The sequence below is a fragment of the Pseudoduganella sp. GW821-FHT12E03 genome (assembly GCF_058807115.1).
The window spans coordinates 1-15,011 of sequence record NZ_JBXAQJ010000028.1; the positions used below are offsets into that span (position 1 = coordinate 1).

General features: G+C 58.3%; 11 protein-coding genes and 1 pseudogene. 6 read left to right on the forward strand and 6 right to left on the reverse strand.

The window, feature by feature from the left end:
* Positions 1–2,812 precede the first annotated feature (2,812 nt).
* Complete coding sequence (locus AC1RRC_RS32915) at positions 2,813–3,511, forward strand: AAA family ATPase (RefSeq protein WP_493060128.1); 699 nt, start codon at positions 2,813–2,815, stop codon at positions 3,509–3,511.
* Positions 3,508–4,518, forward strand: a complete 1,011-nt coding sequence (locus AC1RRC_RS32920) for a ParB/RepB/Spo0J family partition protein (protein WP_493060130.1) — start codon at positions 3,508–3,510, stop codon at positions 4,516–4,518. The genes AC1RRC_RS32915 and AC1RRC_RS32920 overlap by 4 nt, the downstream gene beginning before the upstream one ends.
* 23 nt (positions 4,519–4,541) lie before the next feature.
* Here AC1RRC_RS32920 and AC1RRC_RS32925 read toward each other — a convergent pair whose 3' ends face one another.
* Positions 4,542–4,745, reverse strand: coding sequence for a hypothetical protein (locus tag AC1RRC_RS32925; protein WP_493060132.1), 204 nt, complete (start codon positions 4,743–4,745; stop codon positions 4,542–4,544).
* 1,683 nt (positions 4,746–6,428) lie between these two features.
* Here AC1RRC_RS32925 and AC1RRC_RS32930 point away from each other — a divergent pair.
* Complete coding sequence (locus tag AC1RRC_RS32930) at positions 6,429–7,802, forward strand: replication initiation protein (protein WP_493060133.1); 1,374 nt, start codon at positions 6,429–6,431, stop codon at positions 7,800–7,802.
* An 18-nt stretch (positions 7,803–7,820) separates the two neighbouring features.
* Here the strand turns inward: AC1RRC_RS32930 and AC1RRC_RS32935 are convergent, their stop codons facing one another.
* Positions 7,821–8,783 (reverse strand): tyrosine-type recombinase/integrase, encoded by a 963-nt coding sequence (locus tag AC1RRC_RS32935; protein ID WP_493060135.1) that lies wholly within the window; start codon positions 8,781–8,783, stop codon positions 7,821–7,823.
* 722 nt (positions 8,784–9,505) lie between these two features.
* On the opposite strand from AC1RRC_RS32935, the gene AC1RRC_RS32940 reads away from it, so the two are divergent.
* Together AC1RRC_RS32940 and AC1RRC_RS32945 are read left to right on the forward strand one after the other, a co-directional pair.
* On the forward strand, positions 9,506–11,119 hold the full coding sequence (locus AC1RRC_RS32940; RefSeq protein ID WP_493060136.1) for a transposase: 1,614 nt from the start codon (positions 9,506–9,508) through the stop codon (positions 11,117–11,119).
* A gap of 71 nt (positions 11,120–11,190) precedes the next feature.
* Positions 11,191–11,505, forward strand: coding sequence for a hypothetical protein (locus AC1RRC_RS32945; RefSeq protein ID WP_493060137.1), 315 nt, complete (start codon positions 11,191–11,193; stop codon positions 11,503–11,505).
* Between the two features lie 101 nt (positions 11,506–11,606).
* On the opposite strand, the gene AC1RRC_RS32950 is transcribed toward AC1RRC_RS32945, so the two are convergent.
* Both AC1RRC_RS32950 and AC1RRC_RS32955 read right to left on the reverse strand, forming a co-directional pair.
* Positions 11,607–12,140: a hypothetical protein gene (locus tag AC1RRC_RS32950; RefSeq protein ID WP_493060143.1), complete on the reverse strand. Its 534-nt coding sequence runs from the start codon at positions 12,138–12,140 to the stop codon at positions 11,607–11,609.
* Entirely contained in the window at positions 12,089–12,391 is a 303-nt protein-coding gene (locus AC1RRC_RS32955) for an ATP-binding protein (RefSeq protein WP_493060139.1), read from the reverse strand. Before AC1RRC_RS32955 ends, AC1RRC_RS32950 begins: the two co-directional genes overlap by 52 nt.
* On the opposite strand from AC1RRC_RS32955, the pseudogene AC1RRC_RS32960 reads away from it, so the two are divergent.
* Positions 12,342–12,555 (forward strand): annotated as a pseudogene (locus AC1RRC_RS32960) (LysR substrate-binding domain-containing protein); the annotation flags it as partial. The gene AC1RRC_RS32955 and the pseudogene AC1RRC_RS32960 sit on opposite strands and share 50 nt — an antisense overlap.
* Positions 12,556–12,688: 133 nt before the next feature.
* Here AC1RRC_RS32960 and AC1RRC_RS32965 read toward each other — a convergent pair.
* Both AC1RRC_RS32965 and AC1RRC_RS32970 read right to left on the reverse strand, forming a co-directional pair.
* Entirely contained in the window at positions 12,689–13,132 is a 444-nt protein-coding gene (locus AC1RRC_RS32965) for a RidA family protein (RefSeq protein WP_493060140.1), read from the reverse strand.
* Between the two features lie 46 nt (positions 13,133–13,178).
* Positions 13,179–15,011: thioesterase domain-containing protein (locus AC1RRC_RS32970; protein ID WP_493060141.1), on the reverse strand; the 1,833-nt coding region annotated here is incomplete at its 5' end.

Genomic DNA, 15,011 nt, shown 5'->3' on the forward strand with positions numbered 1-15,011 from the left:
AGTGCCCCATGGCCACAGTGCGACGGAGAAGCACTTTCACCGGTGAAAGTCTCTGGCGCACCCAGCTGACAACCACCACCGGCAAGTATATCGCGCGCATTCTCGCCCATGGTTTCTTTTCAGGACAACATACCTTACTAGATGCTGTTGCCGATATCCTTGGTCAGCCATCGGCATCACAGCGCCACGGCCGCAGACGGCAGCGTCCGCTTGTTGGTTCATTGGCGACAAAACGCTCATCCGATGCGGTTCATGTGACTAGACGATACCGCGTTTTCGCCCTTGAAAGTCGAAGGAACATAGCCAGCGCCATCGCGGAGACCCAGACCGCTTACAACGTCAATCTTCGGTCACGCTGGTTGCGCCCGGGTTCAAAGTGCTGTTCGCCCTGGGAGGTCGATTGTTACCGTCGACCGAGCAGTCATTGTTGCGACGCGCGGTGATCATTTTGCCGGATTGATCGGCATTGACATGCTGCGCAGAGCTGGCCAGTCGTCCCCCTCGCCATAAGCACAATTTTCACAGGCGAAAGTTCGCTGCGCCGTCCCGATCTTTGCACGGACGCTTGCCGCGAAGTCAGAGACCGAGCGTGTTTCCAGTTCACGATAGCCGGACGGCGGCGTACAACAAAGCGGCCATGCGAGTGGATGACAGGAACCGGTAGGATTGTCGGTTGACTTCACGAATGCATGTGGCAAAGCTGGGACATAGGCTTGCTGCCATACAGGCGCGGTTTGCCCTTCACGGTTCGTGATGTTCACTGGTGTAGAGGTGTCCCAGGGTCAACGAGTGCAGTTAGGACTCGGGCCGCGCGCTGACCATTATATTGAACGACGTGGCATATCCACGTTAGTCCCACCTGGACGGATGAAGTCGATAAGGCGACAATTTCCTGTCACTGCGCGCGCCCGGTAAGAGGTAATTTCCTGCTCAACCGTGTGGCGGAGTGAGTGTTTACCGATCCCGGAATCGGGCTACGATGGCAAGAAGCGTTGACCGGTGAAGATCCGAGAGAACCAAGCGTTGCCCTGCGCGTTGCAACGACAGCGCCTGCAGGATGTATGGTGTTGTGGCGTAGCCGTTACCGCTAGTGGACTCAACTGCGGCATTCCTTTTAATAGCTGTGCGATGCTGCGCTACACTTTCACCGGTGAAAATGGCTGAGGCAAGCGTTCGGATGAGACGCTCAGCAACGTTATCTCCCTCTGCTCCAGCACGACCCCTATCAATGCGGCAACCAGGTGGCGCTGCCGCCACGGTACTTTACGACTGGGGACTGCCAGCGCTGACGATGGATATACCTATTGCGTCACCGTTCCAGGTCGGTAACGCATTGGTTGTTCGTCTATTACCGGCCTTGCTTTGTGCATAAAACGCGGCAACAAAGCTTCTGCGATGGAACAACCCACATTTTTTCAGTGCAGCCGATACATGCCCGCCGCGGTACTCCGGCGAATCCGTTGCACACTTTCCGGTGCAACGCCTGCATCAAGTGCGCGAATCAGGTGTTGAGTGACAGTCGCATGGACAAGCACTTTCACCAGTGAAAGTGTCTAGCGTTATCTTCTAGCAACCTTGCCCGCTCACCTTGTCGCGATAACATCTCTGTAAGGCTTACTGGTATAGGTCCGTATCGCGTTGCCTGGGAATGCTTTCATTCGTGAAAAAGCCACGGTACAGAATGGCTGAGACTCGTTCGGTCGATAAATCTAGAGGGCACCACTGATATAACAGGGCACTGACACGATCAGAGGTTATCGATGTCGCCATGTTATCGCATCCCACGCATGCCTGGCGCTGACTACTGCTCTACTGCGGGTGCTGCATGCTTTCACCGGTGAAAGTACGTAGTACCGTTTCCGTCACGGCACTGCCACGCTGGAAAACGAACGTGGCAGTCCGCCCAGCACATCCTTAAGTTGTCCGCCATTGCATGCGGCCAGGTCACGCTTGTCAGTATGTGAAGCAAGGCATGGTCATGTGAACGCGATGTCACCAGTTAGTGCATGGTTATGCCCACTGCGGTTCAGTTGCTGCATATACTGAACCGCGAATTCCGGCTTTGACATGGACTGCGCGCGGTCTGCAACGTCAGAACCACGCTATTCCCCTTCACCTGGCGCATCCGTGTTCATTCGCATATTGCATTGCGTAGCTAGCTTCTCGCGCGTCATGGGATTGCGACAGCGCCCAGTGTTATCTACTCCGATGTCGGTACGATACGATGCGTTTTGTTGCGCTTGGCTAATAAGGGATGAAGCACTTCATCTATCGCGGACATGACGCGCGACGCCCGCGTGCTTTCACCGGTGAAAGTGATCCGTGAAGGTTGCTCCACTGCTATGGCCATGGGTATTGGCTTAATCACGTTGTGTGGGGAAGACATGGGAGTGTCATTTACGCTGAAAATGGGTGCCGGCCCATGGCAGCACTTTCACCAGTGAAGGCGCCGCTTGCCGCCCATAACGAGGATTGCCGGCAAGCGCGCATCAACCGCCGGTTCCATGTTAATCCTGTTGAAAGTGACTTAAGACCAACCGGAGGGCACTATCACCGGTGAAAGCACGTTCCTACCGTAATGTCATTTGACGTGAGCGCCCCGGTCACGGAATCCAGGCGCATGCGTTGTCGTGGCGTATACGCGCCAGAAGGGAAGGCATTTGTACTTTCACCGGTGAAAGCACGTATTCATGCCGACCTATTTTAAAAATCACCTATTTACATATTTTAAAATGATTTATACTTATATTCATAAATTCCAAAATCCAATCGGTGTCGGCTTTCACCGGTGAAAGTGACGAAAGGGCAGTCCATGACCGCGAAGGTAATAACGGTGTTCAATCAAAAGGGGGGCTGTGCCAAGACGATGACGTCGATGCAGCTGGCGGGCACGTTTGGCCAGTGGGGCTTGAAAGTCTTTGTGGTCGACATGGACCCGCAAAATACTGCGGCGCTCTGGCGTTTGCAGGCCCAGGACGAGACGCCGTTCCCGGCCGAGGTGATGTCCTGGGCGCCATTGAAAAGCGCCTTCCTGAACAAGGTCGAGACATTGATGGAAAAATACGACATCATTCTTATCGACTGCCCCCCCGCGATCGAATCGTCGGTTCCCTGGACCTCGCTGCTGATCGCCGATCTGGCGCTGATCCCGGTGGTCCCCGTGATGGATAACGTATGGGCTTCCAAGATCGCGGAAGACCTGGTGCTAAAAGCACGCGAGGAGCGCGCCGTCAATCAGGTACAAGGTGAATTGAAGGCCGCATACTTGTTGAGTATGGTGCGCAAGGGTAAGGTATTTGAGGTCTGCCTTGACGCGTTGAGGAAGGGCATCCAGTTGCCGATCCTGGCGGCGAAAATTGGCATGCGCAACGCCTTTCCGGAATCCCAACTATTTGGCTGCATCGTGAGCGCCTTTGGTAAATCGACCGCGTCCACTGAAATTGAAGCGGCGGCCCGTGAAGTGTTAAAACTACTCGATATCAAGCCACCGAAAAAACAGGCCGCGAAATGAAAATCAACAAATCCAACATGGCCGCTCGTGCGGCGCAGGCAGCGAACATGGCGCCGACCCTGACTAACCGGTTTGCGCATGCGCGTGAGTTCGCCCACGCGAATCCCGTCGATCCTCAGCCGGTACCGACATTGGCGGGCGAGGTTCCCGTGGCACTGCCAGCCGCGTCGGCTAGCGTGGCGCCTGTTGTTGAACAACCCGGTGTGCCCTGGGTGACCAAACTGGTGCCACAAGACCAGATCGATCCCAATCCATTCAATGCACGCAAAGTTTATCGTCCTGAACGGGTCAATGAACTGGCCGCAAGCATCGGCGCCCATGGGCAAGAGACCCCCGGCCTGGCCACCATCCGCAATGGCCGGTATATCCTGGTGGCGGGTCATTATCGCCAGCGTGCGCTGCGTACCATCGGTAATAAGCCGATGGTGCTGACGATCCGGCCGGATTTGACCGACCGCGAGCTCTACGAAATGAGTTATCGCGAGAACGCGGAGCGCGAAGAACAGTCCGCGCTGGATAACGCCCTGGCATGGAAGGAATTGCTGGAGCAAAAAATTTACCAGTCGGAGACGGAGATCGCGGAAGCGACCGGGATGTCGCTGCCTAGCGTGAATCGTACGCTGGCGACCCTCAAGCTGTCCGACAGCACAATGAGCCTGGTCAAGGATTTCCCAACCAGGTTTGGCGTCAGCGTCTTGTATGAGCTCATGTTGCTGGAACAAGCTGCCGGCGTCGAGCAGGCGTTGATTTATGCCCGCGGCGTGGTGGGCGGTGATGTCAGCCGCAAGGATATCCAGGAGGCGCGAGAGCGGCTGCAGGCACCTCACGCGCCGCGCAAACGCAAGGAAACCGCGCGGACTTACAAAATCCAAAAAGAAGGCGCGGAAATCGGATCATTGAAAACCTGGGATTCCGGCAAAATTTCCCTGGAAGTCGTGTTACCTGATTCGCGTGAGCGCGCAGCGTTGATTGCCGAGTTGCAGCAACGTTTCGGCTTGTCGGAATAGTTGTTTGTGTGACTGCGCGCTGGTCACGGGCTGGCGCGCTTCTTTTCTTCCTCGTTTCTGAACAAGCCAGGCATGCCTTGCCAGCACGTCTTTTTCTTTTTCTTCCTTATTTCCCGCTGTGAAGCTTTGGCGTTATTGCCCAAGACAATTGCCAGCGAATTCAGCGTAACGTTAAGTTCCAGTATTGGTTCGCGAGCCAAGCACAGGGGAGTGTTGACATTGATCATTCTTCCTCCTGTTAAAGCTCACCTTGCAAAGGTGAGGCCCAGCAGGAATCGTGTAATAAATTCTGGATGCTCACGAGTACATATCGTGCCGCTTGGCGTGCGCAAGTCTATGACAGCAGGCATTGGTGAGCTTGTACAGGGGATAGCTGTTGACGTGGATGCATGCTTGAGTTTATTTGAGTAGTTAACACAGGTTAAAACATTGTTTACAAATTAAGGTCACGTAAAGCCAGTGCTGGTGCGGGTTTGCGGCCGGTTCGGTGAGTGGAAGCAGGAACCCGGGTGAGCCGGTACGGGAGCCTATGTGAGCCATTGCAGGAACGCGGATTGGCATAGGTGAACTTCCTCGGGACCATAGGTGAGTGGATACGGGAGTACATCATCCTGGACGGAATCGGCATTTTTCAAGCAAAGGTGAGACCGCGCGGGAACATTACGGCAAGACCACTCGATGAGAACCCGGCTGGATGCAAATCCGTCGCTGTTCTTGCCCAACGCGTCCACATGTACAGTTTTTGGGCGGATAAGCGTGGTGCGACATAACGACAAATTCATGTAGGCAACAAATCTGTCGATGTTTTCGGCGATAGAGGTTGATTGGTTACACAACATGGTTAATGAATACGTGTGCGCAGCACTGGGATCGGTCTGAATGTTCATGAGGTGAGCTTTTACGGGGACTGGAGTGTGGAGTGCTCGCATTGAGTACTTCTTAATATGTTTACTCAGTTAACACATTGTATACAGATTAAAGCGCGCTAAACCGAGGATCCATGCGGTTTTCCAAAGACTTCGGTGAGTGGATACGGGGTGCAGGGTGAGATGGTACAGGGCATAGGGTGAGCCTCGACAGGAGCTAATTCTTGTGAAGGTGAGCTTGCCCGGGAATCCGGGGGAGTGGATACGGGAAAGTGTTTCAAGGGCTGTGGGGACCATTAGGTGAGGTTTTTCAGGAGTAGATTGGATGATTTATTCGCTCAGGTGAGCTTTAGCAGGAACTTTGTTTGATTTGCCGGGAAGTTTGAGGGCGGTTGCCGGCCTCGCTGCGCATTTGACGGCGCTGACGCCGGGCTAAGGGTGAGCTTATACAGGGAGATTACGCAAAAGTTCCTGCGTCGAACCGCTTATTGATGCGGATAGGTGAGATGGAACAGGAGAAGCGCGCCAATATTCGTTGGAAAGGTGAGATTACACAGGAGCCGGATGCACGTTTGGTGTTCTAAGGTGAGCCGCTGCGGGAAGTTGTACCGCAAGTGAGCTCTAACAGGAACCCGGAGCCGGTTGGTGGGGACATTCAGTGCTGATTCGGGGCGCGGGACCATCACGGACGGCACTAAGGTGAGATTGCACGGGAAGACATCGGGACATTCGTGACCTGGTGGAGCTTTTCCAGCGAGAGGAAAGGGCGCACCGGAAGCAAAGGTGAGACGTAACAGGAGTCTGCGGCCAGGAATTCAAGCTGAGGTGAGCAATTACAGGGAGCAAAGGCTGAAAAATACCCGCAGTAGCGCTGGAACAATGCGAGGTGAGCTGCTACGGGAGGCCGGCTGGCGGTGACGTCACGTGATCCGTATGGTGTCGCATCGGACGGATCGGGGGGACTGGCTTGAACCTGCGGAAAGGTGAGATAATTCTCCGATTCGCTCTCACCTTTCGGCTGGTTTTCGCCTCCCGCCCTGTCCCATGGCAAAAGTAACTAAGAACAATGAGCTCTCCCCCGCGCGCACCGGCACCCTTACCGAGCAGCGCCGCGAATTAAGAAAATCGAACGAGGCGATCGGTCTGCGGGTGATCGCGGGTAAGCTGACTTTGCTAAACCGCAAATTGTTGAATGCGCTGATGTACCATGCGCAGGAGGCCAAGGAGCTCGGGGCCAACGCACCGATCGATACGCCGGCCGCAAAAAAATACTTCTGGGTGCGCCTGTCCCAGCTGGCGCGCGACGCGCATTACGACAGTAACGACACCGCCAACCTCAAGCAGCAGATCACCGAGCTGCAAGACATTAAACTGCTGTTGGAAAATGACCGCCAGTGGACCAGCGAGCGGTTGATTGCCAGTGTTTCCATCGTCAACCCCAAGGGCCTCAAGAGTGCCCAGGGCCAGGTCTGGGTCGGTTTCGCGTTCCCGCCGGAGGTGTACGAAACCGTGATGGCGCCGCAGACCTACACCAAGCTCAGCATCTTGTACCAGGGTGTGCTGCGCTCCGGCGCGGCGTTGGCGCTGTATGAGATTTGCCGGCGCTATGCCACCAATCCCACCAAGGTGACCTCGATCGAACCGTATGAATACTGGTACGGGTCGCTGACGGGAAATCCGGTCAACAAGGATCTGGAACTGCCGCCCTACAAATATTTCAAACGCGACGTCATCAAGCCGGCCATCGCGGAAATCAACGCGTTGACGGACATCGACGTCGAGCTGATCGAGCATAAGAACGGCCGCACGGTGGAGCGGTTGCAGTTCCGCGTCGAATACAACAAGCAGCCCCAGCTTGGCTTTACCATGCCACCGGTGATCGACATGGAACTGATGCACGAAGTCATGGCGCTCGGTTTGGGGCAGGAAGACGCGTCCGATGTGTTGGCGATGTATGACGGCGCCAGGGTGCGCACCACGCTGTCCTTTGTCAAGGCACGCATGGCGCAACCGGGCGTGGCCCCGCTTGATTCACCGGCCGGCTACTTCAAGTGGGCGCTGGAAAAAGGCGGTGTGGCGACGGCCGCCCACCAAACCAAGCTGTCCCGTAAAAAGAGCGTGGACAAGGAACAGGCCGATGGGCCGGGCGTGATGGAAATGTTCCTGGCGGCCCGCGCCGGCGACGCGCTGGAACTGTACAAGGAACTTGCGCCGGAGGAGCGCGAAGCGGTGTATGACCGGTTTAAGGCGCAGGAAACCGGCCATAAGCTGGCAACGTTTGCCAAAGCGGTCGACCATGGTGTGACACGTTCGCTGCTGTCGATGTGGTACGCCGCCGAACTGTGGGGTGAACCCGGCGCGGACGATATCGTCCGCTATGTGCAGCAACTCGGTGTGTTGCGGCGCCCGGCCACCTAATCCCCGTGCGGCGCCGGCTTACGCCAAGCGCTGTTTTGCCGCCACATAATGGCGCGTTGAACGGGGCAGGGCCAGCCCCAGGTGCGCGGTTAGTTCCGCAATCGTCACGGCGTCGAGTTCCTGGATGGCAAACGTGTTGCGCAGCGTCCTGCCGCCCTCGCGCGTCGGGGTCAGGCCGGCGCGGGCGAACGTGGCTTGCACCTGACGGTAGACCGTCGACTTGTGCAATGGCGCCCCGCGACTATTCGCCGGGAACACCAGTGCACCGGGAATCGGTAACGCGCGCCGCAGCGCCAGCCAGGCATGCAGTTCCGGCACCGCGTCGGCCCGCAGCATGGCCACGTGCGGATAACTCGACGGCTGCTTGCCGGCCGGTGTCAGGGCCAGTGCCAACGATCCGTCGAGGCCAGGCTGGTCGCTGATTTCGTCCTGCCGCAGTCCGATGACTTCGGCCACCTTCAGCCCGCCGCACAGCATGACCAGCTGCATGACCCGGTCGCGGTGGCGTTTCCAACCTTCGGCCAGGCCGGGCAGGGCGGCGCGGAATCGCACCGTCTGCTCCCTGTCCAGCGCCGTCATCTGCGCGTCGTGGCCCAAGACATATGCGCCACGCGCGGCATCGAGCAGGGCCGACCTGGCGGGATTGGCGCCGCATTGCAGGCAATCGAAACAGCGTTCCAGCAGCCGGACGTAGCGGTGCGCAATGCTGCTGTTGATCCGGCGGGACCCGCAGACGCGTTCGGACAGGAACGCGTGCAGGTCGGCGCTGCTCACGGTCGACATGCGCAAACCGTGTTCCGCCATCCACTGCGTGAAACGTCCGAACATAAACCGATACACCCGCGCCGAAGCGTCCGACAGTGCCGGATGCGCGTGGCCGCGACGCCGGCTGGTCGTGGCAAAAGCCGGGGCGTGCAGCAGCACCGTGAATGCCGCCATCGGGTCGCGGTCCCATGCGAGAAAATTGGCGTCAAGCGTCATAGCGCACAGTAATTTTTGCAACTAACAAACACAGGAGCTCCATGCCGCGATTAGTCTATAGACGGGGTGGCAGTGTACAGAGCCGGTGGCTTATTTTGAATGTTTTGCTTGATCAGAGGGGGCTGGTTTTGTGATTTTACTAAATTCCGTCCGTTAGTTGCAAATTTAGTTGGGCAGTCCGTCGATGGCTCGCACCCGCCCGGATGTGAATGGTCCGCGCGAGCCCTGCGTCGGCCAGGCATGGATTCATCGAATGTCATTGCGGGCTTAGAATGGCTGGTATACGGCACCAAGAGGGACACGTGGGACGCGCAACACCATGCGCCGGGCGTAGTCCTGGAGAGACGCCTGATCCGGGGATACTCCATTGTTCAGAACGGTCAACGGGTCGGTGATGACCAGCCGTTCCGTTGCGCCGGTGGATGACAACGGCAAGTATTCCAAATGGATGGGCTATTTGCCACGCAAGCAATTACCTATAAAAACCGACGGCGGCACAATAAGCCGCCACACTCACTTTCACCGGTGAAAGTGAGTGTGCCTCGACATCGATGGCATTGAGTTTTCAAATGGCGTGCCCAATACTGCGCATCCCCGGATCCACCGTGCCAATTTCCGTTACACGTCACAATATTGATGTCCTCTCTTCCCTAAAGAGGGTGTCGCAAAAACCACCCTTGCCCTATAAAATATTTCGCCGGATAAGAGATTAGGACACAACGATGTGCAGCACCAGGAAATTGCGATCACCCGACGATGCACAGTACGAGTTGTTTGGCGGCGTGCCAGCCAGCGTAGACGAGCCGTTGCTGCAAACTGCGATTGACAATGGCCGGCGCTTCGTGACGGGTAACCCGCGTGCCATCTTTCTGGGGACAATCCAGCTGGAAGAGCGTTTGAAACGCTCCGGACAGCATGCGCCATTTACCGTGGCCCGACTGCTGGAAGGGCAAGACTGGCATGCCTTCGAGCAGCGCTACGCCGCCACTGGCCGTGCGCCCTATGCGCCGAGACTGATGGCTGGATTGATCCTGTACGGCGTGATGCAAGTAGTCAATTCCTTGCGCGGACTGGAACGGATGGTACGGCTTGATCTGGGCTGTATGTGGGTCACCGGCGGCATCGCGCCGGACCATGCCAATATCGGCCGCTTTATCGTCCTGCATGAAGCATCGCTGACCAAGGATTTTTTTGAATCGTTGACCCGGTCGATTTTAAGAACCACGGTTTCGGGAGGCGAAGTGCGGCTGGCCGGTGACGGCACGGTGATCGACGCGGCCTGCTCGCACTACGATCTACTCAAGAAAGAGGCCGTCAAGGCGCGCGCCACCGCCGCACGCCAGGCAATCGAGCGCACGCCGGATGATCCTGCGGCGCAATGGCAACAGGAACGCGGTGCGCAATGCCTGAGGCTCTTTGAACAACGCCAGAACGCCCGCCGCAATGGCGGCAATAACGTCGAGACCTTGCGGATCAGTGGCCGCGAGCCGGAAACAATGGTACAGCGCCTAAAGCGTGGACGCGGGTTTGCGGCATCGTACAAGGCATCGGTGCTGGCTAACTCCCACCGGATCGTTACCGCATTCGCGCTTGATCCATCGAGCGAAACCAAGGCGATCGCGCCCATGCTTAACCAAAGCAAACGCGTAACCGGACAACAGGCAAAGGAATTGCTGCTCGACGCCGGTTACTTTGATGATGAAGTGATCGCCGCGACGCTCGAACGCAATATCAGCTTGTTGTGTCCGGAGGGCCAGTGGCCAGCCAAGGCCAAGGAAGACGGCCTGTATCACAAGAATGCATTCAGCTACGACGCCCATACCGACACCTACCGATGCCCCGCCGGCCAAACCTTGATCGTCATTTCCCGATGTGCAGAAACACCGCGCACACGAGCAGCGAGCGTGTATGCGACATCGAGCTGTGCACACTGCCAACTGCGCGCGAACTGTACCAAGGCCGCTCAGGGGCAGCGCATCAAGCGCTATCCCGAAGATGAACAACGGGATGCACTTCGTTTCGTGATGCAGCATCACCAGACGCGCCATATTTTCAGCCAGCGCAAGGCAATCGTCGAGCCAGCGTTCAGCAGCCTGCGCGGTCAGCAGGGCCTGGACCGCTTCCGCCGTTGCGGGCTACCGGCGGTAACACGTGAATTTGGGCTGCATGTCATGGCGTATAACTTATTCAGGGCGGTGGCCCTGCTGAGGGCACTGTTTTCCTACCGTTACGCCGTTCTATACGCTGTCCCAGAAGCCCGATACGCATTTTTCGACCGCATGCCGCGTATTTTAGGCTTGCGCCCTCAATCACAACCTCGCCCGGGCCTGGAATGATCGCAAAAAACGTTTTGCGACAGCCTCTGAAGGGCGGGGTTTCTCGGAACAAAACCTGATGAAAGACACCCATGCTTGACGATGAAAAGGAGGCCCGCATCGCGGTCCTGGAAGCCGCTGTGCGCGACAGCCTTGCCTACTTGCAGCGCCTGCCCGTCGTGCCGGCCACCAACGCGCTGATGGATGCGCTGGAAGACGCGCTGGCCGCCCGGCCGCCCGCCCTGGTGATGCACGGCGGGCGGCACGCCGCCAGCGGCGTCATGATCGTCGAGGTCACGGTCCTCGACAATGTGGCGGTGGTCCGCACCGACGCGCCGGCGGCCAAAGCCGGCCGGCTGCACGAAATCCTGGCCGAAGGCATCAGCGTCACCCTGACGCGCAGCTGAGTCGCCATGGCCAGGATGCTTACCGGGCTATGATTCCGGCGTTGTCCGCCTGCGGCGCGCGACGGGACGCCGCCTTGCATGCACGACCACGTAGTGCGCGACTAGTGCTGCAGCGGTCGTGACAGCGCCCAAGGGGAAACACACGCCGCATTTCGCCGCTCCCGGGCCCATTTATCAACCGCCTGCGCCCACTCGTTGCCACTGATCGGCTGCGTCAGAAACATATCCACCGTGCCGGGTTCGGCATGCTGAATCAGTTCCGCACGTTGCTGTCCCGCACTCATCAACACAATACCCAGCTGCGCAGAAATTGCCCGGGCGGCACAGGCCGTGGTTACCCCGTCAATGTCCGATAAGTTGGCCGACGCCAGCACCACATCATGGGCACAGGTGCCGTCCGCATCGGCGTGCAGCGTGGCCAATACCATGCTGGCTGTCGATGCGCTGGCGCATAGCATGCCATAGCGCACAGCAATGGCATGGACCGCCTCGACCGTTGTGGCGCTCTCACTAATCACCAACAACCGCAGTCCCTCCAATACGCTATAAACTTGCCGGGCTTCTTGCTCCTCCATGTCAAGGGCTAACGTAAAACAGAAGCGACTGCCTTGCCCGACTTGACTGTCCAGCTGCAAATTCCCCCCATCAAGGAAACAAAATTCCGCGCGATCGGCAGTCTCAATCCGGGCCCGCCAAACCGCCGATGGATCGTGCCGTCCCCCTGCTCATAAGGGGGAAAAATCCGGGCGCACTGCTCCTGATCCATCCCGATACCGGTATCACTGACATCGAACCGCAAATAGGCCTGCCCGCTTACGGTGCATGGCATGTTGTGCAGCAATGATGGCAATATCGTGCTCGGCTGGGCACTGGATGGCCATGGCATCCTGATCCGGTCGGAATGGGATGTGGCCCAATACCTCGATAGCGGCAGGCTGAAGATCATGTTGCCCGAGTTTGCATTGCCCAGCGCGGATTTGTTTGTCTATTATCCGAGCCGGCGCAACCAGACTATACGGGCGCGGGCGCTTCTTGATTTCCTGGTGGAGCAGTTCCAGGGTGCCCAAGGAGGGCAGCGTGGCCGTGGCAACGGCCGCACCCGCCAAGTTCCAATCCGGAGCGCATCAGGATGCGCGGTTCAGCAGGCGCGCCGCGCCTGCCACGCGGAGCGAACATGCCTGCCTCAAGCAGGTAACGCACTTGATGCGGGAAGCGCGCTTGCGCACCGTGCGTCGCCGCCGCTGGATTCGCGAATAGCCACCCCCATCACTTTGACGCGTGCACCATATGGCAGCGCCGCCGCCTGATAAATGGTACGAGCCGGACGCGCTCCTTCCTTGAACAGGTCGGCGTAAACCGCATTGACGTCCGGCAGGTCCGCCAAATCAAGGAACGCAATATCGACAAATGCCAAATCCGACACTTGAAAATCAGACGCGTCGATCGCACGGAAAAGATTGGCGAACGCACGCCTGGCCTCGTCGGCCGCAGTGCCGGGGACATACTGCCCTGCTTCGTTGACTGACAATTGTCCACTCAGATAGCACATGTCGTTGACCACCACTGCATGGCTGATTGGCGATGACCACTGCGGTAATCCGGGACCTTCGGTAATAAATTTTCTCATCTCTTTCCTGTTCAATTTAATCGTATTTCGTTTGCGATGAAGGTTGTTACGGCACAAGCTCGGTCAAGTTCTTGATGCACTGTCCGATTGCTTGACCCAGTACGCGCGCTTGCGGGCCGCGCAGCATGGTGTAATGATTACCATCGACAAATTCAGTGTGGTCATCGGCGGAGAATACGTACGGCGCCGCCGCCGCCGCCGAATCGCGGGCCCAGAAAACCTGCAGGGACGCCCTGACCGGTTGTGGCGTGTGCCCCGCCAACAAACTCAAATGGTGCTGGCTGATACCCATCTGGCGTCTTATATGCAGCAGCGTTTCCGGCGTCAGCGCCGAGGCGCTCCATTCCTGCAGATAGGGCAGCGTCAGTGCTTGATGTTCCGAACCAATGAATTCGGAAATACTCATGCCGTGCTGCTCAAGCAGCGCCGCCATGGCAGTGAGTTCGGCTTCAGTGAAGGGTTTGCCACGCAACACCTCCAGGATGTTCACCGCAGCCGCGCGCAGCAGTGCCTCCGGCTCCGGAGCATGGACGCCATTCAACGGCAATGTGTCCAGCAGGCCGACATACTGCACTTCACAGTCCTGCGCTTCAAGCACGTGGGCAATCGCCAGTGCAAATAAGCCGCCGCTTGACCAACCTAGCAGGCGATACGGGCCCTGTGGCTGCTGCGCCCTGATCACTTCCGCATAAGCGCGCGCCATGTCATTCAGTGAGGCGAACTGTGCCCCCAACTCGGCGAACTCCGGCGATTGCAGGCCATAGACGGGAAATGCTCCGCCGGTCTGCAGGGCCAGTTCCCGGTATGCGATTACGTTGCCACCCACCGGGTGTACACAGAACAACGACGGTCCATCACCGTGGGCTTGCAGCGGCACGAGCAGCGAGCCGGTATGGCTATCGTCGTCGAGGAGCGCAGCCAGGGCGCCCAATGTCGGCGTCGTGAACAGGCTGGCCAGAGGAATATTCGTGTCCCAGTTGTCCTTGATGTGATGCAACATCTGGACGCATTGCAGCGAGTGGCCACCCATTGCAAAGAAATTGTCCTGCACGCCGATCTGGTCGAGTTTGAGCAGTTCAGCCCAAATGCCCGCCAGCTTGATTTCCGTCGGCGTGCGGGGGGCAACGTAGCCGCTCATGTTGCGGTTCATGTCGGGAGCGGGCAGGGCGCGATGATCGAGCTTGCCGTTTGGCGTCAATGGCAGCTGTTCCAGGAAGACGAAGTGGGCCGGCACCATGTAGTCAGGCAGCGTACGCAGGAGCGCGGCGCGCAATGCGGGGACGGCTTCCTGGATGGAATCGGACAGCTGATGCGGTACCGCATAGGCCACCAGGCGCTTATCGCCGGGCTGGTCTTCGCGCGCCAGCACGGCCGCATCGCGCAATTCAGGCAGGGCCGTCAGGGCGGCGGCGATTTCGCCCAGTTCAATGCGCAGGCCGCGGATCTTGACCTGGTTGTCGATGCGGCCCAGGTACTCGATGACGCCGTCATGGCGGCGGCGCGCCAAGTCGCCCGTGCGGTACATGCGCGCCCCTGGGGTGGAACTGAACGGGTTGGCGATAAACTTTTCCGCGGTCAGTTCGGGACGGTCCAGGTAGGCGCGCGCCAGGCCGTCGCCGCCCAGATGCAATTCGCCTGGCGCGCCAAGCGGCGCGGGGTTGCCGTAGCCGTCCAGGATATAGGCCTGGGTATTGGCGATCGGACGGCCGAGCGGAATCGAGACGCCGCCTGCGTCTTCGCGGGAGATCTCGTGCCACAGGGCGAAGGTGGTGCATTCGGTCGGGCCGTAGCCGTTGAGCAGGCGCGCCGGCGGGCCGGCCTGGAACACGCGTTCGATGGCGCGTGGATCGAGCGCTTCGCCGCCGACCAGCAACTGGCG